Below are 24,182 nucleotides of genomic sequence, written 5' to 3'. Positions count from 1 at the left end.
CACGCCAGGGATGGCGTGGCCGATCCGCAGGGATGCGGGCCTCCTTTGCGATCGGGCGTGGCGGGCCTTTCGGCAGCACCCGGCTCACAGCACCCCATCCCATCTCCATCCAGCAGACAAAAAAAACGGCAGGCCGGGTTTCCCCAGACCTGCCGTTTCTGCCACGACTTTAGCTTATGTCAGACAAATTACTCTTCGTCTTCTGCCAGGTCGTCTTCACCGTCAGCATCCTCTTCCGGTGCAATCTCTTCATCTTCGATCTCAGCTTCCGGCGCAATATCATCTTCGCCTTCCGCTACGCTACCGTCGATTGAATCCAGCTCTTCTTCTTCAACCGGCTCAGCAACACGCTGCAGACCCACGACGTTCTCATCTTCTGCCGTACGAATCAGAATCACACCCTGGGTATTACGACCCACGACGCTCACTTCTGACACGCGGGTACGCACCAGCGTACCGGCATCGGTGATCATCATAATCTGATCGCTATCGACAACCTGAACCGCGCCAATCACCGGACCGTTACGCTCGGTCACTTTGATGGAAATCACCCCCTGAGTCGCACGCGACTTGGTCGGGTATTCGCTGTTGGCCGTTCGCTTACCGTAACCATTCTGCGTCACGGTCATGATGGCACCCTCTTCACGCGGTACAATCAGTGAGACGACGCGATCGCCTTCCGCCAGCTTGATGCCGCGTACACCGGAGGCAGTACGCCCCATCGCACGGACAGCGGTTTCTGCAAAACGCACCACTTTACCGGCTGCGGAGAACAGCATCGCTTCATCGTTACCGTTGGTCAGCGACACACCGATCAGCTCATCGTCGTCACGCAGGTTCACGGCGATAATACCCGCGCTGCGTGGACGGCTGAACTCTTTCAGCGCGGTCTTCTTCACGGTGCCCAGCGCGGTCGCCATAAAGATATTGAAGCCTTCGGTATACTCGCGAACCGGCAGAATCGCCGTAATACGCTCGTTGGCTTCCAGCGGCAGCAGGTTGACGATTGGACGTCCACGCGCACCACGGCTGGCTTCCGGCAGCTGATACACCTTCATCCAGTAGAGACGGCCACGGCTGGAGAAGCACAGGATCGTATCGTGGGTATTGGCCACCAGCAGACGATCAATGAAGTCCTCTTCTTTGATACGCGCGGCTGACTTGCCTTTACCACCACGACGCTGCGCTTCATAGTCGCTCAGCGGCTGATACTTCACGTAGCCCTGATGCGACAGCGTCACCACCACGTCTTCCTGATTGATCAGGTCTTCGATATTAATATCGGCAGAGTTCGCGGTGATCTCGGTACGACGATCGTCACCAAACTGATCGCGCATCAGCTCCAGCTCTTCGCGGATCACTTCCATCAGACGCTCGGCGCTCGACAGAATGTGCAGCAGTTCAGCAATCTGCTCCAGCAGTGCTTTGTACTCGTCCAGCAGCTTCTCATGCTCCAGGCCGGTCAGTTTCTGCAGACGCAGATCCAGAATCGCCTGAGCCTGCTGCTCGGTCAGATAGTAGCGACCATCGCGAATACCAAACTGTGCATCGAGCCACTCCGGACGCGCAGCGTCATCGCCTGCACGCTCCAGCATTGCCGACACGTTACCGAGATCCCATGCCTGCGCGATCAGACCCGCTTTCGCTTCTGCCGGGGTCGGCGCACGACGAATCAGCTCAATGATCGGATCGATATTCGCCAGCGCAATCGCCAGACCTTCCAGGATATGGGCGCGGTCACGGGCTTTACGCAGTTCATAGATGGTACGACGCGTCACAACTTCACGACGGTGGCGAACAAAGGCGTCCAGAATCTCTTTCAGCGCCATAATCTTTGGCTGGCCCTGATGCAGGGCAACCATATTGATGCCAAACGAGGTCTGCAGCTGCGTCAGCGAGTAGAGGTTATTCAGCACCACCTCACCGACCGCATCGCGCTTGACTTCAATCACGATACGCATGCCGTCTTTGTCAGACTCATCGCGCAGTGCGCTGATGCCTTCGACGCGCTTCTCTTTCACCAGCTCCGCAATCTTCTCGATCAGGCGGGCTTTGTTCACCTGATAAGGCAGCTCATGAATGACGATAGTTTCGCGGCCCGTTTTTGCATCGGCCTCGACTTCGCCACGCGCACGAATGTAGATTTTACCGCGTCCGGTGCGGTACGCCTCCTCGATGCCGCGGCGACCATTGATGATGGCGGCGGTCGGGAAGTCAGGCCCCGGAATGTGTTCCATCAGCGCTTCCACGCTGATGTTCTCATCTTCAATGTAAGCCAGGCAGCCGTTAATCACTTCACGCAGGTTGTGCGGCGGAATATTGGTTGCCATGCCTACGGCGATACCGGAGGCACCGTTCACCAGCAGGTTCGGGATTTTGGTCGGCAGAACGTCAGGGATCTGCTCAGTGCCGTCGTAGTTCGGCACGAAATCAACGGTCTCTTTTTCCAGGTCAGCTAACAGGTCGTGGGCGATTTTTGACATGCGAATTTCGGTATAACGCATCGCCGCGGCGGAGTCGCCGTCGATGGAACCGAAGTTGCCTTGTCCGTCCACCAGCATGTAACGCAGGGAGAAAGGCTGGGCCATACGTACGATGGTGTCGTAAACGGCGGAATCACCATGCGGGTGATATTTACCGATAACGTCACCGACGACGCGGGCAGATTTTTTATAGGGTTTGTTCCAGTCGTTACCCAGTACGCTCATCGCATAAAGTACGCGACGATGAACCGGCTTCAGGCCATCACGCACATCGGGTAAAGCTCGGCCAACGATGACCGACATGGCGTAACCGAGGTAAGAATTTTTTAATTCTTCTTCGATATTGACCGGTGTAATTTCTCTCGCAAGGTCGCTCATGGAGCCGCTATCCCTCTACTTAATCCCGGATTTTAAAGGTGCGAAAGTATATCACACTGCAATCCTCTGGTGAACGTTAACCACCGATATCGCCTGCTTTTCCTTCCCTCTGAAAGGTGTGCCATCGGCGGTTAAGCGTTTATACTGTGGACACATTTTGTCAGGAGTTACGATTCAATGAATGCACAACCGCAGAATCATCAGCAGAACGTCGATGCACAGGAAATTGCCAAGTTTGAGGCCGTTGCCTCGCGCTGGTGGGATCTGGAGGGTGAATTTAAACCGTTGCACCGTATCAACCCTCTGCGCCTGGGCTATATCGCCGAGCACAGCAACGGCCTGTTTGGTAAAACCGTGCTCGACGTCGGCTGCGGCGGCGGTATTTTAGCCGAAAGCATGGCGCGTGAAGGCGCAATCGTCACCGGCCTGGACATGGGTGCAGAACCGCTGGCCGTGGCACGCCTGCATGCACAGGAGAGTGGCGTGACACTGGACTACGTGCAGCAGACCGTGGAAGCCCATGCGGAAGAGAACGCAGGAAAATATGATGTGGTGACCTGCATGGAGATGCTGGAGCACGTTCCGGATCCACGTTCAGTGATCCACGCCTGTGCAAAGCTGGTTAAACCGGGCGGCGAGGTCTTTTTCTCTACGCTGAACCGCAATCCAAAAGCCTGGCTGCTGGCGGTGTTTGGCGCCGAATATGTACTGCGCATGTTGCCGCGCGGCACGCATGACGTGAAAAAGTTTATCCGACCTTCCGAGTTGCTGGGCTGGGTTGATGAAACCGCGCTGCGCGAACGCCACATCATTGGCCTGCACTACAACCCGGTGACGAACCGCTTCAAACTGGCGCCTGGCACCGACGTCAATTACATGGTGCACACCCACCGCGCCATGTAAGCGAGCCGCCTGCCCGACTCCGGGCGGGCATCATCACCGGCCTCCTCTCTTTCGTTCCACGCTATTCTGAGTCTTACCAGCAGGTTACGACTGTCAGGCTGCGGTTGCAGCCAACGAATTTCAGACTGCAGAAGAGCCCGCTAGCGGTTTTTGACTATTTTTCCTCCCTTCTGGTGAAGAATCCGGAAGATTGAATAAGAAATACGCGCCCGATCAAAGTTAGAAAAAAAAGTGTGATCTGGTTGACACGATGGCAGGCCTTATAAGGCGTGGCCTGAGAATTTTCGGCAGAAATACAACCCCTCCAGCCATCATTTTTTGCTCTTGTTAACCCGCCGCAAAATACTAAAATATGCCCCCATGTAGTTATGGCTTTTCCCATCACCCCCTAGATGTAGTGTTTATCCACATATTATTCACAATGAATAGGCTGTGTATAAACCGGGATTTCTTTTAATTTTTGGATACTCACGCAAAGGTAAAAACGCGACATGAACCAGAGTCTGCTCGTTACTAAACGCGATGGCCGCCAGGAGCGCATTGACCTCGACAAAATTCACCGTGTGCTGGACTGGGCTGCCGAAGGGCTGAACAACGTCTCTGTCTCACAGGTGGAACTGCGCTCTCACATTCAGTTCTATGATGGCATCAGAACCTCTGACATTCATGAGACCATCATCAAGGCCGCAGCAGACCTTATCTCTCGCGATGCCCCTGACTATCAGTACCTGGCTGCCCGCCTGGCAATCTTCCACCTGCGCAAAAAAGCGTACGGTCAGTTTGAGCCGCCGAAGCTCTACGACCAGGTGGTTAAAATGGTTGATCTGGGCAAATACGATCGCCACCTGCTGGAAGATTACAGCCAGGAAGAGTTCGCACAGATGGACGGGTTCCTCGACCACTGGCGCGACATGAACTTCTCCTATGCTGCCGTGAAGCAGCTGGAAGGCAAATATCTGGTGCAGAACCGCGTCTCCGGCGAAATCTACGAGAGCGCGCAGTTCCTCTACATTCTGGTTGCGGCCTGTCTTTTCTCTGGCTATCCGCGCGACACGCGTATGGATTACATCAAGCGCTTCTATGATGCGATCTCGACGTTCAAAATCTCGCTGCCGACCCCGATCATGTCCGGCGTGCGTACCCCGACGCGTCAGTTCAGCTCCTGCGTGCTGATCGAGTGCGGCGACAGCCTCGACTCTATCAATGCCACCTCCAGCGCCATCGTGAAATATGTTTCTCAGCGTGCCGGTATCGGCATCAACGCGGGTCGCATCCGTGCGCTGGGCAGCCCGATCCGTGGCGGTGAAGCGTTCCACACCGGCTGTATCCCGTTCTACAAACATTTCCAGACCGCAGTGAAGTCCTGTTCTCAGGGCGGCGTGCGTGGCGGTGCCGCTACGCTGTTCTACCCGATGTGGCATCTGGAAATCGAAAGCCTGCTGGTGCTGAAAAACAACCGGGGCGTTGAAGGCAACCGCGTGCGTCACATGGACTACGGCGTACAGCTCAACAAGATGATGTATCAGCGCCTGCTGAAAGGTGAAGATATCACGCTGTTCAGCCCGTCTGACGTGCCTGGCCTGTATGACGCCTTCTTCGCCGATCAGGATGAGTTTGAGCGCCTTTACACTAAATATGAGCAGGATCAGAGCATCCGTAAACAGCGCGTGAAAGCGGTCGATCTCTTCTCGCTGATGATGCAGGAACGCGCCTCCACCGGCCGTATCTACATCCAGAACGTTGACCACTGCAACACGCACAGCCCGTTTGATCCCGCCATCGCACCGGTTCGCCAGTCTAACCTCTGCCTGGAAATCGCCTTGCCGACCAAACCGCTGGAAGACGTTAACGACGAAAACGGTGAGATCGCCCTCTGTACGCTCTCGGCGTTCAACCTCGGCGCGATCGAGAGCCTTGATGACCTGGAAGAGCTGGCAACCCTGGCCGTCCGCGCCCTCGATGCCCTGCTCGATTATCAGGACTACCCAATCCCGGCTGCACAGCGTGGCGCGATGGGCCGTCGTACTCTGGGTATCGGCGTGATCAACTTCGCCTACTACCTGGCCAAACACGGTGTGCGCTACTCCGACGGCAGCGCAAATGGCCTGACGCACAAAACCTTTGAAGCCATTCAGTACTACCTCCTGAAAGCCTCAAACGAACTGGCGAAAGAGCAAGGTGCCTGCCCGTGGTTCAATGAAACCACCTATGCGCAGGGCATTCTGCCGATCGACACTTATAAGAAAGACCTGGATGCGATCACCAACGAACCACTGCATCTCGACTGGGAAACGCTGCGTGAAGCGATCAAAACGCACGGCCTGCGTAACTCCACGCTGTCGGCGCTGATGCCGTCGGAAACTTCGTCGCAGATCTCCAATGCCACTAACGGCATTGAGCCGCCACGCGGCCATATCAGCATCAAAGCATCGAAAGATGGCATTCTGCGCCAGGTGGTGCCGGAGTATGAGCGTCTGAAAGATCAGTATGAGCTGCTGTGGGAAATGCCAAACAACGACGGTTACCTGCAGCTGGTGGGTCTGATGCAGAAGTTCATCGACCAGGCGATCTCCTCCAACACCAACTACGATCCGTCCCGCTTTGCCAACGGCAAGGTGCCGATGAAGCAGCTGCTGAAAGATCTGCTGACGGCGTACAAGTTCGGTGTGAAAACGCTCTACTATCAGAACACCCGTGACGGTGCGGAAGATGCGCAGGATGACCTGGCACCTTCTATCCAGGATGATGGCTGCGAGAGCGGCGCCTGTAAGATCTAATGGTCAGGCGGGAAATTCCTCCCGCCTCATTCATTTCACGAGGCCTGGCTTCGTCTACTTTTTTGGACAACATTTATGGCTTACTCCACTTTCTCACAGAACAAAAATGATCAGCTGAAAGAGCCGATGTTCTTCGGTCAGTCGGTAAACGTGGCGCGCTTCGATCAGCAAAAATATGACATCTTTGAAAAGCTGATCGAAAAGCAGCTCTCCTTCTTCTGGCGTCCGGAAGAAGTGGACGTCTCACGCGACCGCATCGACTATCAGGCGCTGCCTGAGCATGAAAAACATATTTTCATCAGCAACCTGAAATATCAGACGCTGCTGGATTCGATCCAGGGACGCAGCCCGAACGTGGCGCTGCTGCCGCTGATCTCCATACCCGAACTGGAAACCTGGATCGAAACCTGGGCATTTTCGGAGACGATCCACTCCCGCTCTTACACCCATATCATCCGCAATATCGTTAACGATCCGGCGCTGGTGTTCGACGATATCGTTACCAACGAGCAGATCCTGGCCCGTGCGCAGGATATCTCGCGCTATTACGACGATCTGATCGAGATGACCAACTACTGGCATCAGCTGGGCGAAGGCACACATCAGGTCAACGGCAAACAGGTTGTCGTCAGCCTGCGCGCGCTGAAAAAGCAGCTCTATATCTGCCTGATGAGCGTCAATGCGCTGGAAGCGATCCGCTTCTATGTCAGCTTCGCCTGCTCGTTTGCTTTCGCAGAGCGTGAACTGATGGAAGGCAACGCCAAAATCATCAAACTGATCGCCCGCGACGAAGCCCTGCACCTGACCGGTACGCAGCACATGCTGAACCTGCTGCGCAGCGGTGAAGACGATCCGGAGATGAAAGAGATCGCCGCAGAGTGCCGCGAAGAGTGCTTCGAGCTGTTTAAAAAGGCCGCCGAGCAGGAGAAAGAGTGGGCAGACTATCTGTTCAGTGGCGGCTCAATGATCGGCCTGAACAAAGATATTCTCTGCCAGTACATTGAGTACATCACCAACATCCGTATGCAGGCGGTGGGCCTCGATCTGCCATTCCAGACCCGCTCAAACCCGATTCCGTGGATCAACTCCTGGCTGGTGTCTGACAACGTGCAGGTTGCCCCACAGGAAGTGGAGGTCAGCTCCTATCTGGTGGGCCAGATCGATTCTGAAGTGGGCGCTAACGACTTCGACGACTTCCAGCTGTAATTATGAGCCGCGACGTTGTTATTCTGCGCAGTTCCGGCACCCGGCTGGAATGCACGGACGAGCACACCAATCTGCTGACGCTGCTGGAAGCGAATAATCTCTGCGTGGAGTTCCAGTGTCGTGAAGGTTACTGCGGCTCCTGCCGGATGCGGCTGCTGAAAGGCGAAGTACATTATCCGCAGCAGCCGCTGGCCTTTGTGCAGCAGGATGAGATCCTGCCCTGCTGCTGCAAAGCCAAAGGCGAGATTGAGCTTGAGTTGTAACTGATGTAGCTATCTCTCTGACTGCGACGCTGCCTGAATGCGGGTGAAACTCACCGCAATGGCTAAGTAAAAGCGCAGGGAACCCGGTCAGAAAAGGAAAGCGTCCCGCGCCATGGACGGCGCGGGCCGAGCAGTCAGGGATGACGCTGTTTGCGTCTTTCCGATCTGACCGGATTCCATGCGCAGGCTCGATCTGGCAGCCATTAGGGCTAATCTGGCCAGCAGTCAGAATAAAACGGGCGCCTCAGGCGCCCGTTCTCTTTTGCGGGGATCACTGCCGGACCGTTTCCACGACATCAATCCAGCCGTGGCCTGTACTCACCTCGCTGCCGTGCAGCCAGCGGCGCAGCATGTTCATCGCCATCATCGCCACCACCTTCTGCCGCGTCTCCAGATTATGGCGACCGGTGCTGAATTTCACACGCTGCCCTGTGCTGCCGTCCGGCGTGTGCAGCGCAATTGAAATCGCCTCCTGATCCAGACTGCCGACCGAGAGCGCCAGTGCCGACTGCTGCTGCGTCGCAAGATGGCGGGTGCGGGCGACCTGCTGCGCCAGCGTCTCCGGCTGCGGCGGTAAGATATCCCCACCACGCAGCGGCACGCTGGCAGACGCCAGTTGCCAGCAGAGCAATCCGGCGGTGTATTGCTCGCTGACCGCCAGTTGCTCACCGCGTTGCGCAAGCTCACGGGCCAGCAGCGCCGGTAAACCTTCCGTCCCTTCAAAAATCGTGCACTCTGCCAGTTGCAGACGTACCTGCTGCCACACCTGCTCCATTGCGACCCGCTGGCTTGCCGGCCCCGTGAGTTTGATCTCAATGATCGGCATGGAGGAGCGATAGCCCATCACTACCCCTTCGGGCAGCGGGAGTGTCTCCAGCTCTGCCGCGATGTCGCTTTCGCCGCGACCAAAGGTCGTCAGCCGCAGACAGATCGGTGGCTCAGGCGGCGAAAATTTCGCTTTCAGCCGTGGGATAATCTGCTGCTCCACCATCACTTTAAATTCTGACGGCACGCCGGGCGTAAAGAACATCCAGCAGCGATTGAGTTGCAGGGCAAAACCGCAGGCGGTGCCCACAGGATTATCGATCAGTTCCGCATTCGCCGGGATTTCAGCCTGCTTGCGATTGCTGGCCGCCATGACACGTCCCCGGCTGGCGAACCACGCTTCCATCTGCGCCAGCCATTCGTGCTGCATCTCCAGCCCGACGCCACAGGCTCTGGCAGCGGCCAGTGCGCTGAGATCGTCGCTGGTCGGCCCCAGCCCGCCATTCACAATCAGCACATCGGCCTCATGGCTGCGCGCCTGCAGCGTAGCAATCAGCGACTCAAGGGAATCGCCCACCGTGGTGCGGCTGGTCATCGGCAGACCCTGCTGAAACAGCACATCCGCCAGCCAGGCGGCATTGGTATCGACGATTTGGCCATGCAGCACCTCATCTCCGGTCGACAGCATCTCTACTCTCATCACGTCGTTTCTCCTTTTACGTTTGCTTAACTGTAGGAAGTCTGACCGCGAAACACAATTAACCGGCGAATGTGAAAATGTGGGGCAGCATGTTGCGTATAAGAGGGGGGAAAGTGGCGCAGGAGAGGGAAACAAAAACGGCGGGATTTGCCCGCCGTTTATTCACGTTAAGGCTGTCTGACAATCGCGATTAGCGACTCGCCAGCAGCAGCCCCAGAACCAGTCCAGCCGTTGCGCCGATACCGACGCCCTGCCATGGTTTTTCGTGCACATAGTCGTCAGCACGGTATGCGGCCTGTTTTGCACGATAGTAGTAGCTGTCGGACGCCTGGCTGACACGGGATTTCACGTCGTGCAACGCCTGTTCGGCTTTGCTTTTAAGCTCAATGTACTTCTGGTCGGCCGGATCGCCTGATGATTTAAGCACTTCTTCCAGCGTTTCGGTCAGTAACGCAATATCGTCATCGAGGCCCGTTTCGAATTGATTTGTCTGATTTACCATCGTTTCCTCCGTGTGAATTGCAAAGCAGTTCATTAACTATAGCTATAATCTGGCGAACTGCCGATTTCCTGCGCCAGGAATCCCCTGATTTTTCATCTGCTAAAAATGGACGATCCAGGCGGCCTGCCGCTTCGCTGCGTAAAGAGGTGTAAGCGGCAGCAGCAATGCCTGAATTTCGCTTCGCTTCTTTGATTAATCTGATAAATTTTAACGTGACTGAATTTTCCAGTAACCCTGCTGTCGTACCCCTCTGTTGCCTGTGATTATCGGGCCATGAAAGTGCATTCTGCACGACAGTCACGACACCCTCGAACAGCTAAGGAATGATCTCTGGCATGAATCGAAGAATGTTTATGAAAGCGTCAATGGCCTTCTCTGCCGTCAGTGGCATGACCGGCCTCTCCACGCTGTTTGCGCAATCCGCATGGGCTGAAGATGGCATTGCTGACGGGAACGCCGTGCGCTTTGATTTCGACGTACTGAAAAAAAACGCGGCTGCCCTGGCAAAAAAACCCTGGGGTGGCGCACCTGGCGCACTGCCAGAGACGCTGGCCACCCTGACGCCGCAGGCGTACAACGAAATTCAGTATGATGCGAATCACTCGCTGTGGAACAACCTGCCCGATCGTCAGCTGGATGTGCAGTTTTTCCATGTGGGTATGGGCTTTAAGCGGCGCATCCGCATGTTCTCTGTGGATGGCGAGAGCCGCGAAGCGCGTGAAATTCACTTCCGCCCCGAGCTGTTCAACTACAACGACGCCCACGTGGATACAAAGCAGCTGGAGGGCAAAACTGACCTCGGCTTCGCCGGTTTCCGCGCCTTTAAAAAGCCGGAGCTGGCCCGCCGCGACATCGTCTCTTTTCTCGGCGCAAGCTACTTCCGTGCAGTTGACGATACCTACCAGTACGGTCTCTCTGCACGCGGCGTGGCGATAAACACCTTCAGTAATGGACAGGAGGAGTTCCCGGATTTCACTGCTTTCTGGTTTGAAACGCCAAAAGCGGAGGACACCACTTTCACCTGTTACGCTCTGCTCGATGGTGCCAGCCTTACCGGCGCTTATAAGTTTATTATCCACTGCGAAGAGAAGCGTGTGGTGATGGAGGTGGAAAACCACCTGTTTGCCCGTAAAGAGATCCGTCAGATTGGCATCTCGCCGATGACCAGTATGTTCAGCTGTGGCACCAACGAACGCCGCATGTGTAACACCTACCATCCGCAAATCCATGACTCCGATCGTCTGGCGATGTGGACCGGGAAAGGTGAATGGATCGCCCGTCCGCTGAACAATCCACAGCGTCTGCAGTTTAATGCCTATGAAGATGAGAACCCGCGTGGTTTTGGTCTGCTGCAGCTTAATCACGATTTCAAAGATTATCAGGATGTGATTGGCTGGTATGACAAACGGCCCAGCCTGTGGGTTGAGCCGGTTGGTAAGTGGGGCAAAGGCGCGGTTAATCTGATGGAGATTCCGACCACCGGTGAAACGCTGGATAATATCGTCTGCTTCTGGCAGCCCGCTGAGCCGGTTAAAGCAGGCAGTGCGCTGAGCTTCGCCTATAAGCTCTACTGGAGTGGCCTGCCGCCGGTGCGCAGCGGTCTGGCGCGCGTTGACGCCACCCGTACCGGTATCGGTGGTTTCCCGGAAGGCTGGGCGCCTGGCGAACACTTCCCGGAAACCTGGTGCCGTCGCTTCGCCATCGACTTCATTGGTGGTGATTTGCAGGCCGCCGCGCCGAAAGGCATTGAGCCGGTGATCACTGTCTCATCCGGAACCGTGAAGCAGGTTGAGATCCTCTATGTTGATCCGCTGAAAGGCTACCGCATCCTGTTTGACTGGTATCCGAACAGCGACTCCACGCAGCCGGTAGAGATGCGTCTGTTCCTGCGTAGCAAAGAGGAGACGCTGAGCGAAACCTGGCTCTATCAGTACTTCCCGCCTGCGCCGGATCAGCGTAAATATGTCGATGACCGCCAGATGACGGTCGGTTGATGAAAAAAAGGCGAGACCCTGGTCTCGCCTTTTCTTATATCGCGTTTTTCCGCATATCGATGTGCGGGATACCATCCTCCTGATACGCCTCCCCCACCGCGATGAACCCGTGCTGCTGATAAAAACTTTCCAGATGGGCCTGCGCGGAAAGAAAAAGGTCACGCCCCGGCCAGTGCTGCTGGCAGCGGCCGATGGCCTGCTCCATCAACCTGTTACCCAGCCGCGCGCCCCGCACCCGATCAGAAACGATGACCCGTCCAATTTTCACCGGGCTGTTCACCTCTTGCGGGGAGAGAAGACGCGCATAGGCCACCAGCTGCCCCTCTGCCATGCCCAGCAGGTGGCGGTTGTCCGCCCGCAGATCGTTGCCATCCACATCGAGATAGGCGCACTGCTGCTCCACTACAAACACGGCACTGCGCAACGCCAGCAGCGCATAGAGCTCATGTGGCGTGAGTTCACTGTGATGTCTGTCATACCAGTCAATATTCATCGTCTCTCACTGCGGAATGAAAGGGATACATTACATCAGCGCGCCCCGGCCCGCATCTGCCGGTCAGCCAATCTTCAGACAAAAAAAATCAGGCCCGAAGGCCTGATTGATTCGTCGCAGAGTGCGGATTACATCAGTGGCTGCGCCAGCTGCACCAGCCTGATGAGCGGCTGTGGGTAAACCCCTAACAGCAGCACCAGAATGGCAGAGATCAGTACCACCACACCACCGGCCGTAAACGCCCAGTTTGCCGGCGTATCGCGGGTATGTAGTTCCGGCGGGCTGAGGTAGAGACTCACGGTCACACGCAGGTAGTAGTAAAGGCCAATCGCACTGCCCGCTACCACGGCGCCGGTCAGCCACCAGAGGTGGGCGCTGACGCCTGACGCGATCACGTAGAACTTACCGATAAAGCCCAGCGTCATCGGAATACCGGCCAGTGACAGCATCATCACGGTCATGACCGCAGAGAGGATCGGACGATGCCAGAACAGACCACGATAGGAGTAGAGTGAGTCGGCATCCGGGCCACGATACGGGCTGGACATCAGGCTCACCACGCCAAAGGCACCCAGGCTGCTGAAGAGATAACCTGCCAGATAGACGCCTGAGGTTTCCAGCGACAGCTGATGATCTTTCACCGCAATCAGCGCCACCAGCAGATAGCCGAGGTGCGCGATCGAGGAGTAACCCAGCAGGCGCTTGATGTTGCTCTGCGAAATCGCCATCAGGTTACCGAACAGAATCGATACGAAGGCGATCACTGCCAGCACGGTGCGCACGGCTTCGCTGTCGGTCACTGGCGCGTACATGAACAGGCGCATGATGACACCGAAAATCGCAATCTTACTGGCGGTGGCCAGGAAGGTGGAGACCGGCGCAGGCGCACCCTGATAGACATCCGGCGTCCAGAGGTGGAACGGCACCAGCGAGAGCTTAAAGCCCAGACCGATAATCATCATGCCCAGACCCACCAGCAGCAGCGGTTCGTGGATCATGCTGTCAGTCAGACTCTTGCCCAGCGCCACGAAGCTCAGGTTGCCCGAATCTGCGTAGATCAGCGCAATGCCAAACAGCAGGAATGAAGAGGCTGCCGCTGACAGAATGGTGTACTTCAGCGCCGCTTCCAGCGAACGTTTCTGGCGGAAGGCGTAGCCAATCAGACCAAACAGCGGCAGTGACAGCAGTTCAATCCCGATGAACAGCGAGGCCAGATGGTTGGCGCTGGCCAGCACAATGCCGCCCAGGGCCGCAATCAGGACCAGCAGATAGAACTCATCTTTGTTGTCCGGGAAACCTGCCAGCCACGGATAGGCAAAAGTGCAGGTTGCCAGGCTGGCCAGCATCACCAGCGCAGTATAGAACATCGCGTAGCCGTCGATACGCAACAGCGGCGTCACATCCATTGCGCCGACCTGCCCGACAAAGTAGAGCGAGAGCAGCGCCAGGTTCAGGCCAACCACCGTTAGCGTGGCGTTAACGAAGTGGTTGCGTCGCCAGGCAATGGACAGCATCACAACCACCACCGTCAATCCGACGATTAACAGCGGCAGCAACGCAATCAATTGTTGAGGAGTTATTGTCATGGCGAATTACGGCCTTGTAGTTGAAATTGAAGCGGTAAACCACTGCTGAATATTGCTCATGGCAGCGTGCGAAGTATCCAGAATCGGCTGTGGATAGACGCCCAGCAGCACCAGCAGCACCACCAGAACACCGATGGTCATAAACTCACGCGGGGACATGCCTGGCAGCGGATCTTTCGATTTCGCTTCGCCGTAGTAAGCGCGCTGCATCATCACCAGCGAGTAAACAGAGGCGAACACCAGACCAAAGGTCGCGATGACGATAATCGTTGGAACCACCTGGAAACTGCCTGTCAGGATCATAAATTCGCCGACGAAGTTACCGGTGCCCGGCATACCGAGGTTGGCGACCGCGAAGAACAGCGACAGACCCGGGATCCACTTGATGCGTGACCACAGGCCGCCCATCTGACGCATATCACGGGTATGCAGGCGCTCATAGAGCTGACCACACAGGATGAAGAGTGCGGCAGCGGAGAGACCGTGCGCAATCATCTGAATCACCGCCCCCTGCAGCGCCAGCTGGCTGCCGGTGTAGATGGCAATCAACACAAAGCCCATGTGCGAAATCGAGGTATAGGCGATCAGACGCTTGATATCGGTCTGCGAGAAGGCCATCCAGGCACCGTAGAAGATACCGATGATGCCTAACCAGTTGGCAATCGGTGCAAACTCAGCGGAGGCGTTCGGGAACAGCGGCAGACTGAAACGCAGTAAACCATAAGCCGCGGTTTTCAGCAGAATACCGGCCAGGTCGACGGAGCCCGCAGTCGGTGCCTGACTATGCGCATCCGGCAGCCAGCCGTGTAAAGGCACGACAGGCATCTTCACGGCGAAAGCGATAAAGAAGCCCAGCATCAGCAGGTATTCCACACCGTTTGACATCGGGGTCTGCAGCAGCTGCTCATAGCTGAACGTCCAGACGCCGGTCGCATTGTAGTGAACAAAGACCAGGCCCAGAATCGCAATCAGCATCACCAGACCCGATGCCTGGGTATAGATGAAGAATTTGGTCGCCGCGGAGATACGGGTTTTACCGTCTGATGCTTTATGACCCCAGAGCGCGATGAGGAAGTACATCGGCACCAGCATCATTTCCCAGAAGAAGAAGAACAGGAACAGGTCGATGGAAAGGAACACACCGATCACGCCGCCCAGGATCCACATCAGGTTCAGGTGGAAAAAGCCCTGATATTTTGAGATCTCATTCCAGGAACAGAGCACCGCCATCAGACCCAGCAGGCCGGTCAGCACCACCATCAGCAGCGACAGCCCATCAATGGCTAAATGGAAGCTGATGCCGAAGCGTGGGATCCAGGGAACGGAGAAACTTGACTGCCACTGCGGAATGCCCGCTGCCTGCGTCAGTGAATAGCCTCCCTGCAACCAGAGTTGCAGCGAAAGCGCCAACGTCAGCCCCATGGTGATCAGCGCGATCCAGCGTGGCACCTTCGCGCCAAGGCGCTCAGTGAGCCAGCAGATCAGACCGCCGACGAAGGGTATGATAATTAGCCAAGGTAATAACACGGCACACTTCCCTTATATTTCCTTTTCTGAGCTATCTTACTTGCCATTTTCAACCCCGGCAGTGCTCGCAATCCTCACATACCTCGGTATGCTCCGGTTGCTGTGCGCTGGCGGTGATGAAACTGGCTGCGACGATAACGCTCATTACTCAGGTTATTTTGACATTCTTCATTGGGGTGGGCGAACTCACCCCGCTCATCAATCTTTAAATCACCAGCAGCAGAGCCAGCACCACCACGGCACCGACGCTCATCGATGCCACGTACCAGCGCAGGTAGCCGTTTTCACTGACGACAAGCCCTTTATTAGCCACACGTGACAGCAGTGCAGGCAGGTTCATCACGCCATTCAGTGGGTCGCGCTTCAGCAGCCACGCAATGCCCAGATAAGGTTTGACGAACACTTTGTCGTAGAGCCAGTCGAAGCCCCACGCCGCAAACCACCAGGTGCCGAAGAAACGGCCCGGTGCGCTGTTTGCGATACGGGTAACCAGCTCACGTTTGCCCAGCCACAGCGCAGCCGCAATCAGAATGCCGACGATTGCGACAACGCCTGAGGTGATTTCCAGTCCCACTTTGCCCGCTTCACCAAATTCATTGGCTGGCAGAACGCCCGCCAGCGGTGGCGTGATCAGCGCACCAATAAAGGTGGAGAGCAGCAGCAGCACGATCAGCGGCAGATGGTGAGTAATGCCCTTGCCAGCGTGCGCGTGGATTTTCTCTTCACCGTGGAACACGATAAAGATCATGCGGAAGGTGTAGATAGAGGTCAGGAACGCCCCCACCAGACCCGCCACCATCAGATTGATGTGCCCGTTAGCCAGTGCGCCAAACAGGATCTCATCTTTACTGTAGAAGCCCGCCGTAATCAGCGGCAGAGCTGCCAGCGCCGCGCCGCCGACCAGGAAGCAGGTGTAGACCAGCGGAATGCTCTTACGCAGGCCACCCATTTTGAAAATGTTCTGCTCGTGATGGCAGGCCAGAATCACCGAACCCGACGAGAGGAACAGCAGTGCTTTAAAGAAGGCATGCGTCATCAGATGGAAAATCGCCGCGTCCCAGGCCTGAACACCCAGCGCCAGGAACATGTAGCCAATCTGACTCATGGTGGAGTAAGCGAGAACACGTTTGATGTCGGTCTGTACCAGCGCCGCAAAACCTGCCAGCACCAGCGTAATTGCCCCGATAATCCCCACCAGATGCAGCACTTCCGGCGTCAGCAGGAAGAGGCCGTGGCTGCGGGCGATCAGATAGACCCCCGCCGTCACCATGGTCGCGGCGTGAATCAGCGCCGAAACCGGTGTCGGACCGGCCATCGCATCCGCCAGCCAGGTCTGTAACGGCAGCTGCGCCGATTTACCGACCGCGCCACCCAGCAGCATCAGTGTCGCCCACTGCAGCATGTGGTTGTCGGCGGCGAAATGCGCCGGCGCCAGCTCCATCATCTCGCGGAAGTTCAGCGTGCCCAGCTCGTTGTAGAGGATGAACAAACCAAACGCCAGGAAGACGTCGCCGACGCGGGTGATGATGAACGCTTTCATCGCCGCTTTGCCATTTTCCGGATTACTGTAGTAGAAGCCGATCAGCAGATAGGAGCAGAGCCCTACCCCTTCCCAGCCCAGATACATCAGCATCAGGTTATCGGCCAGCACCAGAACCACCATGCTGGCGATAAACAGGTTGGTGTAGGCGAAGAAGCGGGAATAGCCCTCTTCTCCACGCATATACCAGGAGGCGAACATGTGAATGAAGAAGCCGACGCCGGTCACGACCGACAGCATGGTCAGCGACAGGCCATCCAGCGTCAGGTTGACCTTCATGTCAAAGTTGCCGACATGCATCCAGGTCCAGAGTGACTGGGTGTAAGCCTGCTGGCCGTTAGCGAAGAAGTCGAAACCGATCATCGCTGTGGTCAGGGCCGCCAGACCCACCGATCCCATACCCACCGTGGCCGACAGGTTCTCAGACCAGCGACCGCGCGAAAACGCTAACAGCAGAAAGCCGATTAGCGGAAACAAGACAGTTAAATAGAGAAGATTCATCCGCGCATCTCGCTCACAGTATCAATGTTCAGCGTCTGACGACGACGATAGAGCTGAAGCAGCAGTGCCAGACCGATGCTGGCTTCCGCTGCCGCCAGGCTGATCGCCAGGATATACATCACCTGTCCGTCGGCCTGACCCCAGTAGCTTCCGGCAACCACCAGAGCTAAAGCGGCGGCGTTGATCATGATTTCAAGGCCGATCAGCATAAACAGCAGATTGCGGCGTATCACCAGCGATGTCAGTCCAAGAACAAACAGCACGGCGGCAAGAATCAATCCATGTTGTAACGGGATCATGCGCTCTCCTTTTTCACCTGTGCGGCGTCAGCAGGACGGTTGCTCAGGACTTCACCCTGACGCTCTTCACGACCAATGTGGAACGCCACGACCAGCCCCGCCAGCAGCAGCATTGAAGCCAGCTCAACCGCCAGGACATAAGGACCAAACAGGCTGATACCAACCGCTTTCGCGTCGATAACGGTGCCATCAATGCCTTGATCGTTGGCCGTCAGAATGGCATAGACCATCACCACCAGCAGCAGCAATGAAACCAGGCCCGGACCAATCCACAGTGACGGGCTGAGCCACTCGCGCTCCTGCTTCTCGGTCTGTTTGCCCAGGTTCAGCATCATGACCACGAAAACGAACAGCACCATGATGGCCCCGGCGTAAACGATGATCTCCAGTGCACCGGCGAAGTAGGCGCCCATTGAGAAGAAGACACCCGCGATCGATAACAGCGACACGATCAGGTACAGCAACGCATGTACCGGATTAGTGTGGGTAATGACGCGCAACGTCGTCAGCACCGCCACCAGTCCGCAAAGATAAAACGCAAATTCCATGCCCTGCTCCTTAAGGTAATAAGCCTTTGACGTCGACCGGCTTCGCTTCGTTTTCCGCGTCGCCCTTATCTTTACCGTCAATCGCCATACCCGCCATGCGGTAGAAGTTGTACTCCGGATATTTACCCGGCCCCGAAATCAGCAGATCGTCCTTTTCGTAAACCAGATCCTGACGCTTGAACTCACCCAGTTCGAAATCGGGAGTCAGCTGAATCGCCGTGGTCGGACAGGCCTCTTCACACATACCGCAGAAGATGCAGCGTGAGAAGTTGATGCGGAAGAACTCCGGATACCAGCGACCATCTTTGGTTTCTGCTTTCTGCAGCGAAATACAACCAACCGGGCAGGCCACCGCACAAAGGTTACAGGCAACGCAACGCTCTGCACCATCCGGATCGCGGGTTAATACGATACGACCACGGTAGCGTGGCGGCAGATAAACCGGCTCTTCCGGGTACATCTGAGTTTCACGTTTGGCAAAGGCGTGCAGGCCAATCAGCCAGATACTGCGAACTGTTGTGCCAAAGCCTGTGACAATATCTTTCAAAGTCATTTGTTAACCCCTTACGACGCTGTGTAGAGAATCACTGCGGCCGTAGCCAGCAGGTTCAGCAGCGTCAACGGCAGACACACTTTCCAGCCGAATGACAACACCTGGTCGTAACGCGGGCGCGGAAGCGCAGCACGGATCAGGATGAACATCATCATAAAGAACGCCGTTTTCAGGGCGAACCAGATGAACGGCGGCAGGAAGGGTCCATGCCAGCCACCGAAGAACAGCGTCACAATCAGCGCTGAAACGGTGGTAATCGCCACATATTCGCCAACAAAGAACAGGCCGAATTTCATACCGGCATATTCGATGTGATAACCATCAGCCAGCTCCTGTTCCGCTTCCGGCTGGTCAAACGGGTGACGGTGACATACCGCGACGCCCGCAATACAGAAGGTCAGGAAACCAAAGAACTGCGGAATGATGTTCCACAGATGCGTCTGGCTGTTGACGATATCGTTCATATTGAACGAGCCCGCCTGCGCCACCACACCCATCAACGACAGCCCCAGGAACACTTCATAGCTCAGGGTCTGCGCCGAGGCGCGCATGGCACCCAGCAGCGAGTATTTGTTGTTACTCGACCAGCCAGCAAACAGCACGGCATAGACGGCCAGGCCCGCCATCATCAGGAAAAAGAGCAGACCGATATTCAGGTCTGTCACCATCCAGGTGGGCGACACCGGCACGATAGCAAAGGCCAGCAGTAGCGAAACAAAGGCGATAACCGGCGCCAGGGTAAAGATAAAGCGATCGGTAAACGGCGGGACCCAGTCCTCTTTAAAGAACATTTTGATCATGTCCGCAACCAGCTGCAGCGAGCCGCCCCAGCCAACGCGGTTGGGTCCGTAACGGTTCTGGAACAGACCGAGCAAACGACGCTCGGCGAAGCTCATGAACGCGCCGCAGGCCACAACCACCAGCAGAATGACGATGGCTTTAACAATGGCCAGCAGAATGTCGATAACGTCCGGTGTTAACCAGCTCATTGCGCCGCCTCCTGCAGAGTGTCGATTTTACTGTTTGCCAGGAATGGCGGAACGCCCGGCATGCCCAGCGGCAGACCAATCTGTCCCGCCTGCAGTGACGCCGAGAAACGGACTGGCAGACGCACGGTTTCACCGGCACAGATGAACTCTGCCGCCGCGCCCTGGTTCAGGCCCAGTTTCGCCGCATCCTCCGGGTTAATCACCAGCGCAGGCTCGGCCATACGCTGCTGGAAGACCGGTGAACGCTGTGACATCTCTTCACTGCCGAACAGACGGTGAAGCGGAGCTACACGCCACTGCGTATCACGGCTAAAGGCTTTTGGTACAGTAGTGAACCACGGCAACTGAGCACTGCCGGCCTCAAACAGGCGTACGCCCGGATCGCCATGACGCAGTTTGCCGCCCACTTCGGCCTGGAACTTGTTCCACGCCTGCGGTGAGTTCCAGCCTGGTGCCCAGGCAAACGGAATCTGCGAACGGGGTGCCGAAGGCTGGTTGTTCCCCTCCATAGAGAAGGCAAACATGGTGTCCTGATCCTGCGGCTGACGCGGTTCATGGACGCTGATGTTGGCACGCGCCGCCGTACGTCCGCTGTTACGGATAGGCGAACGCGACAGTTTCTGACCGCGAATACGGAAGCTGGCATCTGGTGCCGCCTCTTTGATCCCGGCCAGCTGCGGCAGACGTGCGACCACGGCATCGATCACGTGATCGAGCTGGGTCCAGTCCACATGACGGCTTTCCAGCGTGCTGTGCAGCGAATGCAGCCAGCGCCAGCTCTCCAGCATCACCACGCTGTTGTCGTAGTAAGCCGGATCGTAAACCTGGAAGAAACGCTGTGCGCGGCCTTCATGGTTGATCGAGGTGCCATCGCTTTCCGCAAAGCTGGCGGTCGATAATACCAGACCGGCTTTCTCCAGCGTCGCTGTGCGCTGATGGTCAACCACGATAACGTTAGTAGTCTGGGCCAGTGCGGCATCCACCAGTGCTTTCGGAGCATGGCGGTAGAGATCGTTTTCCAGCACCACCAGCGCATCGGCTTCACCGTTGCTCAGCTGCTCCAGCGCCTGCTCCAGCGGGTTACCACCAATCATGCCCAAGCCCATGCTGTTGGCGTGATCGGCCAGCAGGGTAATGCCGACATCCGCGCCGCGTGCTTTCAGGGCTCTGGCTACGTTCGCCGCCGCTTCAATGACCGCCGTGCTGCCCGCGTGGGTGCCGGAGATGATTAAGGGTTTTTTCGCACCAGCCAGCGCCTGAACAATCACATCCATTTTTCCGCTGAGCGCGCGGTCGAAATCGGCAACCGCAGGCGCGGATTCATCCAGCGCACTGGCGATCGCAAAACCAAGACGTGCCTGATCTTCAACCGGCGCGCGATAGCTCCACGCGGCGATATCATCCAGACGGGTTTCATCAACGTGCGTGACAAACAGCGGATGCTTCGCGTTCTGACCAATGTTCAGGATCGCGGCGATCTGCCAGTCGGCCACCTTCTGCGCCGCCGCCATTTCGCGGGCTTTGCCTTTCACCGCCTGACGCACCGAGAGCGCGACGCGGGCGCCGACCTGCGTCAGGTCTTCACCCAGCACCAGCACCGCGTCATAGCTTTCAATTTCGCGTAGAGAAGGCGTATAGATCCCGCCTTCACGCAGCACTTTCAGCATCAGTTCCAGTCGTGCCTGCTCACCGGCGGGCATCCCGGTAGAGAAGTTTTCTGCACCCACCAGCTCACGCAGCGCGAAGTTGCTTTCGATGCTGGCGCGCGGCGAGCCGATACCAATCACTTTTTTCGCCTGACGCAGCAAATCGGCACCGGCGTTGACCGCCTGCTCTGCGTTCAGCGTCACCCAGTCGTTGCCGCGCAGCAGCATCGGCTGACGCGGACGATCTTGACGGTTCACATAGCCATAGCCGAAGCGGCCACGGTCGCAGAGGAAGTAGTGGTTTACGCTGCCGTTGTAGCGGTTTTCGATACGGCGCAGTTCGCCATAGCGCTCACCCGGGCTGGTGTTACAGCCGACGCTACACTGCTGGCAGATGCTCGGCGCAAACTGCATATCCCATTTACGGTTATAGCGTTCGGAGTGGGTCTTATCGGTGAAGACGCCGGTCGGGCAGATCTCAACGAGGTTACCGGAGAACTCGCTCTCCAGCGTGCCATCTTCCGGGCGGCCGAAATAGACGTTGTCGTGCGCACCGTAGACACCCAGATCTTTGCCATCGGCGTAATCTTTGTAGTAACGCACGCAGCGATAACAGGCGATACAGCGGTTCATCTCATGGGAGATAAACGGACCGAGATCCTGATTACGGTGGGTACGTTTGGTGAAGCGATAGCGGCGGAAACTGTGGCCGGTCATCACTGTCATATCCTGCAGGTGACAGTTACCGCCCTCTTCGCACACCGGGCAATCGTGCGGGTGGTTGGTCATCAGCCACTCCACCACGCTTTCGCGGAACTCTTTCGCTTCACCATCATCGATGGAGATGAATGTGCCGTCAGAGGCCGGCGTCATGCAGGACATGACGAGACGACCACGGGTATCTTCGGCATTCTGGAATTGCTTTACCGCACACTGGCGGCAGGCCCCAACGCTTCCCAGCGCCGGATGCCAGCAAAAGTAAGGAATATCAAGGCCCAGAGAGAGACATGCCTGTAGCAGGTTGTCCGCTCCGTTCACATCATACTCTTTACCGTCTACATGAATTGTAGCCATAGTGACATGCTTCCGTCAGGCTCGTCAGAGACGAGCGTTAATCATATTCTTGCCCCGGCACACGACATTGTCGGGGCGGCGGCACCAGGCCTGTTCCGTGCTCTGCGGCGGATTACCAGCGTGCTTTCAGCAGGTTAGGCTGAATACCGCCAATCGCGCGGGTGTTACCAAACACCTGCGGTGCCATGCCGGCTTCAAATTCTTCACGGAAATATTTGATCGCACTCTGCAGCGGCTCAACCGCACCCGGCGCATGCGCACAGAAGGTTTTCCCCGGGCCAAGCTGACGGCAGAGTTGCAGCAGGGTTTCGATATCCCCTGGCTGCCCCTGCTTCTGCTCCAGCGCACGCAGAATTTTCACACTCCACGGCAGACCGTCACGGCACGGCGTACACCAGCCGCACGATTCACGCGCAAAGAACTCTTCCAGATTACGCACCAGCGAAACCATGTTGATTTCGTGATCCACCGCCATCGCCAGCGCAGTGCCCAGACGGCTACCGGCTTTACCGATGCTGGCGAACTCCATTGGCAGATCAAGATGCTGATCGGTCAGGAAGTCCGTACCGGCGCCGCCCGGCTGCCAGGCTTTAAATTTCAGCCCGTCGCGCATACCACCGGCATAATCTTCCAGGATCTCACGTGCGGTGATGCCAAACGGCAGCTCCCAGACACCGGGATTTTTCACCCGTCCGGAGAAGCCCATCATCTTGGTGCCGGCATCTTCACTTTTCGAAAGGCCTTTGTACCACTCCACACCGTTGGCCAGAATCGCCGGAACGTTAGAGAGGGTTTCGACGTTATTGACGCAGGTCGGTTTGCCCCAGGCGCCCGCACTCGCCGGGAATGGCGGTTTGGAACGCGGATTTGCACGACGGCCTTCCAGCGAGTTAATCAGCGCCGTCTCTTCGCCGCAGATATAGCGACCCGCGCCGGTGTGGACGATCAGCTCAAAGTCGAAACCGGTGCCGAGGATATTTTTACCCAGATAGCCCGCTTCCGTCGCTTCGGCAATCGCACGGCGCAGATGCACCGCAGCTTCGATATATTCGCCGCGCAGGAAGATGTATCCGCGATAGGCTTTCAGGGCAAAGGCGCTGATCAGCATGCCTTCCACCAGCTGGTGCGGCATCTGTTCCATCAGCAGACGGTCTTTATAAGTGCCCGGCTCCATCTCATCCGCGTTACACAGCAGGTAACGGATGTTCATTGACTCATCTTTCGGCATCAGGCTCCACTTCAGTCCGGTAGAGAAGCCTGCACCGCCGCGCCCTTTCAGGCCGGAATCTTTCACTGCCGCGACAATTTCATCCTGAGCCATGGTCTTCAGCGCTTTATCCGCACCGGCATAGCCGTTCTTGCTGCGGTATTCGTCAAACCAGACAGGTTGTTTGTCATCACGCATCCGCCAGGTCAGCGGATGGGTTTCAGCAGTACGAATGATCGTTTTAATTG

Annotated in this window: 18 protein-coding genes; 5 read left to right on the top strand and 13 right to left on the bottom strand. The window is 56.7% G+C overall.

Annotation, left to right across the window (positions count from 1 at the left end; genetic code table 11):
* Positions 1-188: 188 nt before the first annotated feature.
* Positions 189-2,861: a DNA topoisomerase (ATP-hydrolyzing) subunit A gene (gene gyrA / locus RT657_RS09065; protein WP_313653921.1), complete on the bottom strand. Its 2,673-nt coding sequence runs from the start codon at positions 2,859-2,861 to the stop codon at positions 189-191.
* Between the two features lie 177 nt (positions 2,862-3,038).
* Here gyrA and ubiG point away from each other — a divergent pair, with 177 nt between their 5' ends.
* The 4 genes from ubiG to yfaE all read left to right on the top strand — a co-directional run bounded on the left by ubiG (position 3,039) and on the right by yfaE (position 8,010).
* The gene (gene ubiG / locus RT657_RS09060; protein ID WP_313653918.1) at positions 3,039-3,764 is read left to right on the top strand and encodes a bifunctional 2-polyprenyl-6-hydroxyphenol methylase/3-demethylubiquinol 3-O-methyltransferase UbiG; all 726 of its coding nucleotides are present in this window, start codon (positions 3,039-3,041) and stop codon (positions 3,762-3,764) included.
* Between the two features lie 491 nt (positions 3,765-4,255).
* Entirely contained in the window at positions 4,256-6,541 is a 2,286-nt protein-coding gene (gene nrdA, locus RT657_RS09055) for a class 1a ribonucleoside-diphosphate reductase subunit alpha (protein WP_313653917.1), read from the top strand.
* A gap of 75 nt (positions 6,542-6,616) precedes the next feature.
* The gene (gene nrdB, locus RT657_RS09050) at positions 6,617-7,747 is read left to right on the top strand and encodes a class Ia ribonucleoside-diphosphate reductase subunit beta (RefSeq protein WP_313653916.1); all 1,131 of its coding nucleotides are present in this window, start codon (positions 6,617-6,619) and stop codon (positions 7,745-7,747) included.
* A 2-nt stretch (positions 7,748-7,749) separates the two neighbouring features.
* Complete coding sequence (gene yfaE, locus RT657_RS09045; protein WP_128084679.1) at positions 7,750-8,010, top strand: class I ribonucleotide reductase maintenance protein YfaE; 261 nt, start codon at positions 7,750-7,752, stop codon at positions 8,008-8,010.
* Between the two features lie 271 nt (positions 8,011-8,281).
* On the opposite strand, the gene RT657_RS09040 is transcribed toward yfaE, so the two are convergent.
* Entirely contained in the window at positions 8,282-9,478 is a 1,197-nt protein-coding gene (locus tag RT657_RS09040; RefSeq protein ID WP_313653915.1) for a nicotinamide mononucleotide deamidase-related protein YfaY, read from the bottom strand.
* Positions 9,479-9,665: 187 nt separating this feature from the next.
* The gene (elaB, locus tag RT657_RS09035; RefSeq protein WP_313653914.1) at positions 9,666-9,977 is read right to left on the bottom strand and encodes a stress response protein ElaB; all 312 of its coding nucleotides are present in this window, start codon (positions 9,975-9,977) and stop codon (positions 9,666-9,668) included.
* A 335-nt stretch (positions 9,978-10,312) separates the two neighbouring features.
* Here elaB and RT657_RS09030 point away from each other — a divergent pair, with 335 nt between their 5' ends.
* On the top strand, positions 10,313-11,971 hold the full coding sequence (locus RT657_RS09030) for a glucan biosynthesis protein (protein WP_313653913.1): 1,659 nt from the start codon (positions 10,313-10,315) through the stop codon (positions 11,969-11,971).
* Positions 11,972-12,005: 34 nt separating this feature from the next.
* On the opposite strand, the gene RT657_RS09025 is transcribed toward RT657_RS09030, so the two are convergent.
* The 10 genes from RT657_RS09025 to nuoF all read right to left on the bottom strand — a co-directional run bounded on the left by RT657_RS09025 (position 12,006) and on the right by nuoF (position 24,180).
* A complete protein-coding gene (locus tag RT657_RS09025) occupies positions 12,006-12,464 on the bottom strand; it encodes a GNAT family N-acetyltransferase (protein ID WP_313653912.1) in 459 nt (152 codons plus the stop codon).
* Positions 12,465-12,592: 128 nt separating this feature from the next.
* The gene (nuoN, locus tag RT657_RS09020; protein WP_313653910.1) at positions 12,593-14,050 is read right to left on the bottom strand and encodes an NADH-quinone oxidoreductase subunit NuoN; all 1,458 of its coding nucleotides are present in this window, start codon (positions 14,048-14,050) and stop codon (positions 12,593-12,595) included.
* Positions 14,051-14,056: 6 nt separating this feature from the next.
* A complete protein-coding gene (nuoM, locus tag RT657_RS09015; protein ID WP_313653909.1) occupies positions 14,057-15,577 on the bottom strand; it encodes an NADH-quinone oxidoreductase subunit M in 1,521 nt (506 codons plus the stop codon).
* A gap of 205 nt (positions 15,578-15,782) precedes the next feature.
* On the bottom strand, positions 15,783-17,618 hold the full coding sequence (gene nuoL / locus RT657_RS09010) for an NADH-quinone oxidoreductase subunit L (RefSeq protein WP_313653908.1): 1,836 nt from the start codon (positions 17,616-17,618) through the stop codon (positions 15,783-15,785).
* Complete coding sequence (nuoK, locus tag RT657_RS09005; protein WP_003854236.1) at positions 17,615-17,917, bottom strand: NADH-quinone oxidoreductase subunit NuoK; 303 nt, start codon at positions 17,915-17,917, stop codon at positions 17,615-17,617. The genes nuoL and nuoK overlap by 4 nt, the downstream gene beginning before the upstream one ends.
* Positions 17,914-18,465, bottom strand: a complete 552-nt coding sequence (gene nuoJ, locus RT657_RS09000; RefSeq protein ID WP_128084685.1) for an NADH-quinone oxidoreductase subunit J — start codon at positions 18,463-18,465, stop codon at positions 17,914-17,916. Before nuoJ ends, nuoK begins: the two co-directional genes overlap by 4 nt.
* A gap of 10 nt (positions 18,466-18,475) precedes the next feature.
* The gene (gene nuoI, locus RT657_RS08995; protein WP_313653907.1) at positions 18,476-19,018 is read right to left on the bottom strand and encodes an NADH-quinone oxidoreductase subunit NuoI; all 543 of its coding nucleotides are present in this window, start codon (positions 19,016-19,018) and stop codon (positions 18,476-18,478) included.
* An 11-nt stretch (positions 19,019-19,029) separates the two neighbouring features.
* A complete protein-coding gene (nuoH, locus tag RT657_RS08990; protein WP_313653906.1) occupies positions 19,030-20,007 on the bottom strand; it encodes an NADH-quinone oxidoreductase subunit NuoH in 978 nt (325 codons plus the stop codon).
* On the bottom strand, positions 20,004-22,727 hold the full coding sequence (gene nuoG / locus RT657_RS08985; protein ID WP_313653905.1) for an NADH-quinone oxidoreductase subunit NuoG: 2,724 nt from the start codon (positions 22,725-22,727) through the stop codon (positions 20,004-20,006). The genes nuoH and nuoG overlap by 4 nt, the downstream gene beginning before the upstream one ends.
* A gap of 112 nt (positions 22,728-22,839) precedes the next feature.
* Positions 22,840-24,180 carry an NADH-quinone oxidoreductase subunit NuoF gene (gene nuoF, locus RT657_RS08980; RefSeq protein WP_313654162.1) on the bottom strand — a complete coding sequence of 447 codons (1,341 nt, stop codon included), beginning with the start codon at positions 24,178-24,180 and terminating at the stop codon, positions 22,840-22,842.
* Positions 24,181-24,182: the final 2 nt, after the last annotated feature.

This window comes from Pantoea sp. (genome assembly GCF_032114055.1).
Taxonomy (GTDB): Bacteria; Pseudomonadota; Gammaproteobacteria; order Enterobacterales; family Enterobacteriaceae; genus Pantoea.
The sequence above is the reverse complement of the archived record's forward strand: the minus strand, read 5'-3'. Positions and strand labels throughout refer to the sequence as shown.

What these genes read in the sequence shown, in the direction of transcription:
- gyrA (WP_313653921.1), bottom strand. Translation starts at nt 2,861, where the DNA reads ATGAGCGACCTTGCGAGAGAAATTACACCGGTCAATATCGAAGAAGAA.
- ubiG (WP_313653918.1), top strand. Translation starts at nt 3,039, where the DNA reads ATGAATGCACAACCGCAGAATCATCAGCAGAACGTCGATGCACAGGAA.
- nrdA (WP_313653917.1), top strand. Translation starts at nt 4,256, where the DNA reads ATGAACCAGAGTCTGCTCGTTACTAAACGCGATGGCCGCCAGGAGCGC.
- nrdB (WP_313653916.1), top strand. Translation starts at nt 6,617, where the DNA reads ATGGCTTACTCCACTTTCTCACAGAACAAAAATGATCAGCTGAAAGAG.
- yfaE (WP_128084679.1), top strand. Translation starts at nt 7,750, where the DNA reads ATGAGCCGCGACGTTGTTATTCTGCGCAGTTCCGGCACCCGGCTGGAA.
- elaB (WP_313653914.1), bottom strand. Translation starts at nt 9,977, where the DNA reads ATGGTAAATCAGACAAATCAATTCGAAACGGGCCTCGATGACGATATT.
- RT657_RS09030 (WP_313653913.1), top strand. Translation starts at nt 10,313, where the DNA reads ATGAATCGAAGAATGTTTATGAAAGCGTCAATGGCCTTCTCTGCCGTC.
- RT657_RS09025 (WP_313653912.1), bottom strand. Translation starts at nt 12,464, where the DNA reads ATGAATATTGACTGGTATGACAGACATCACAGTGAACTCACGCCACAT.
- nuoN (WP_313653910.1), bottom strand. Translation starts at nt 14,050, where the DNA reads ATGACAATAACTCCTCAACAATTGATTGCGTTGCTGCCGCTGTTAATC.
- nuoL (WP_313653908.1), bottom strand. Translation starts at nt 17,618, where the DNA reads ATGAATCTTCTCTATTTAACTGTCTTGTTTCCGCTAATCGGCTTTCTG.
- nuoK (WP_003854236.1), bottom strand. Translation starts at nt 17,917, where the DNA reads ATGATCCCGTTACAACATGGATTGATTCTTGCCGCCGTGCTGTTTGTT.
- nuoJ (WP_128084685.1), bottom strand. Translation starts at nt 18,465, where the DNA reads ATGGAATTTGCGTTTTATCTTTGCGGACTGGTGGCGGTGCTGACGACG.
- nuoI (WP_313653907.1), bottom strand. Translation starts at nt 19,018, where the DNA reads ATGACTTTGAAAGATATTGTCACAGGCTTTGGCACAACAGTTCGCAGT.
- nuoH (WP_313653906.1), bottom strand. Translation starts at nt 20,007, where the DNA reads ATGAGCTGGTTAACACCGGACGTTATCGACATTCTGCTGGCCATTGTT.
- nuoG (WP_313653905.1), bottom strand. Translation starts at nt 22,727, where the DNA reads ATGGCTACAATTCATGTAGACGGTAAAGAGTATGATGTGAACGGAGCG.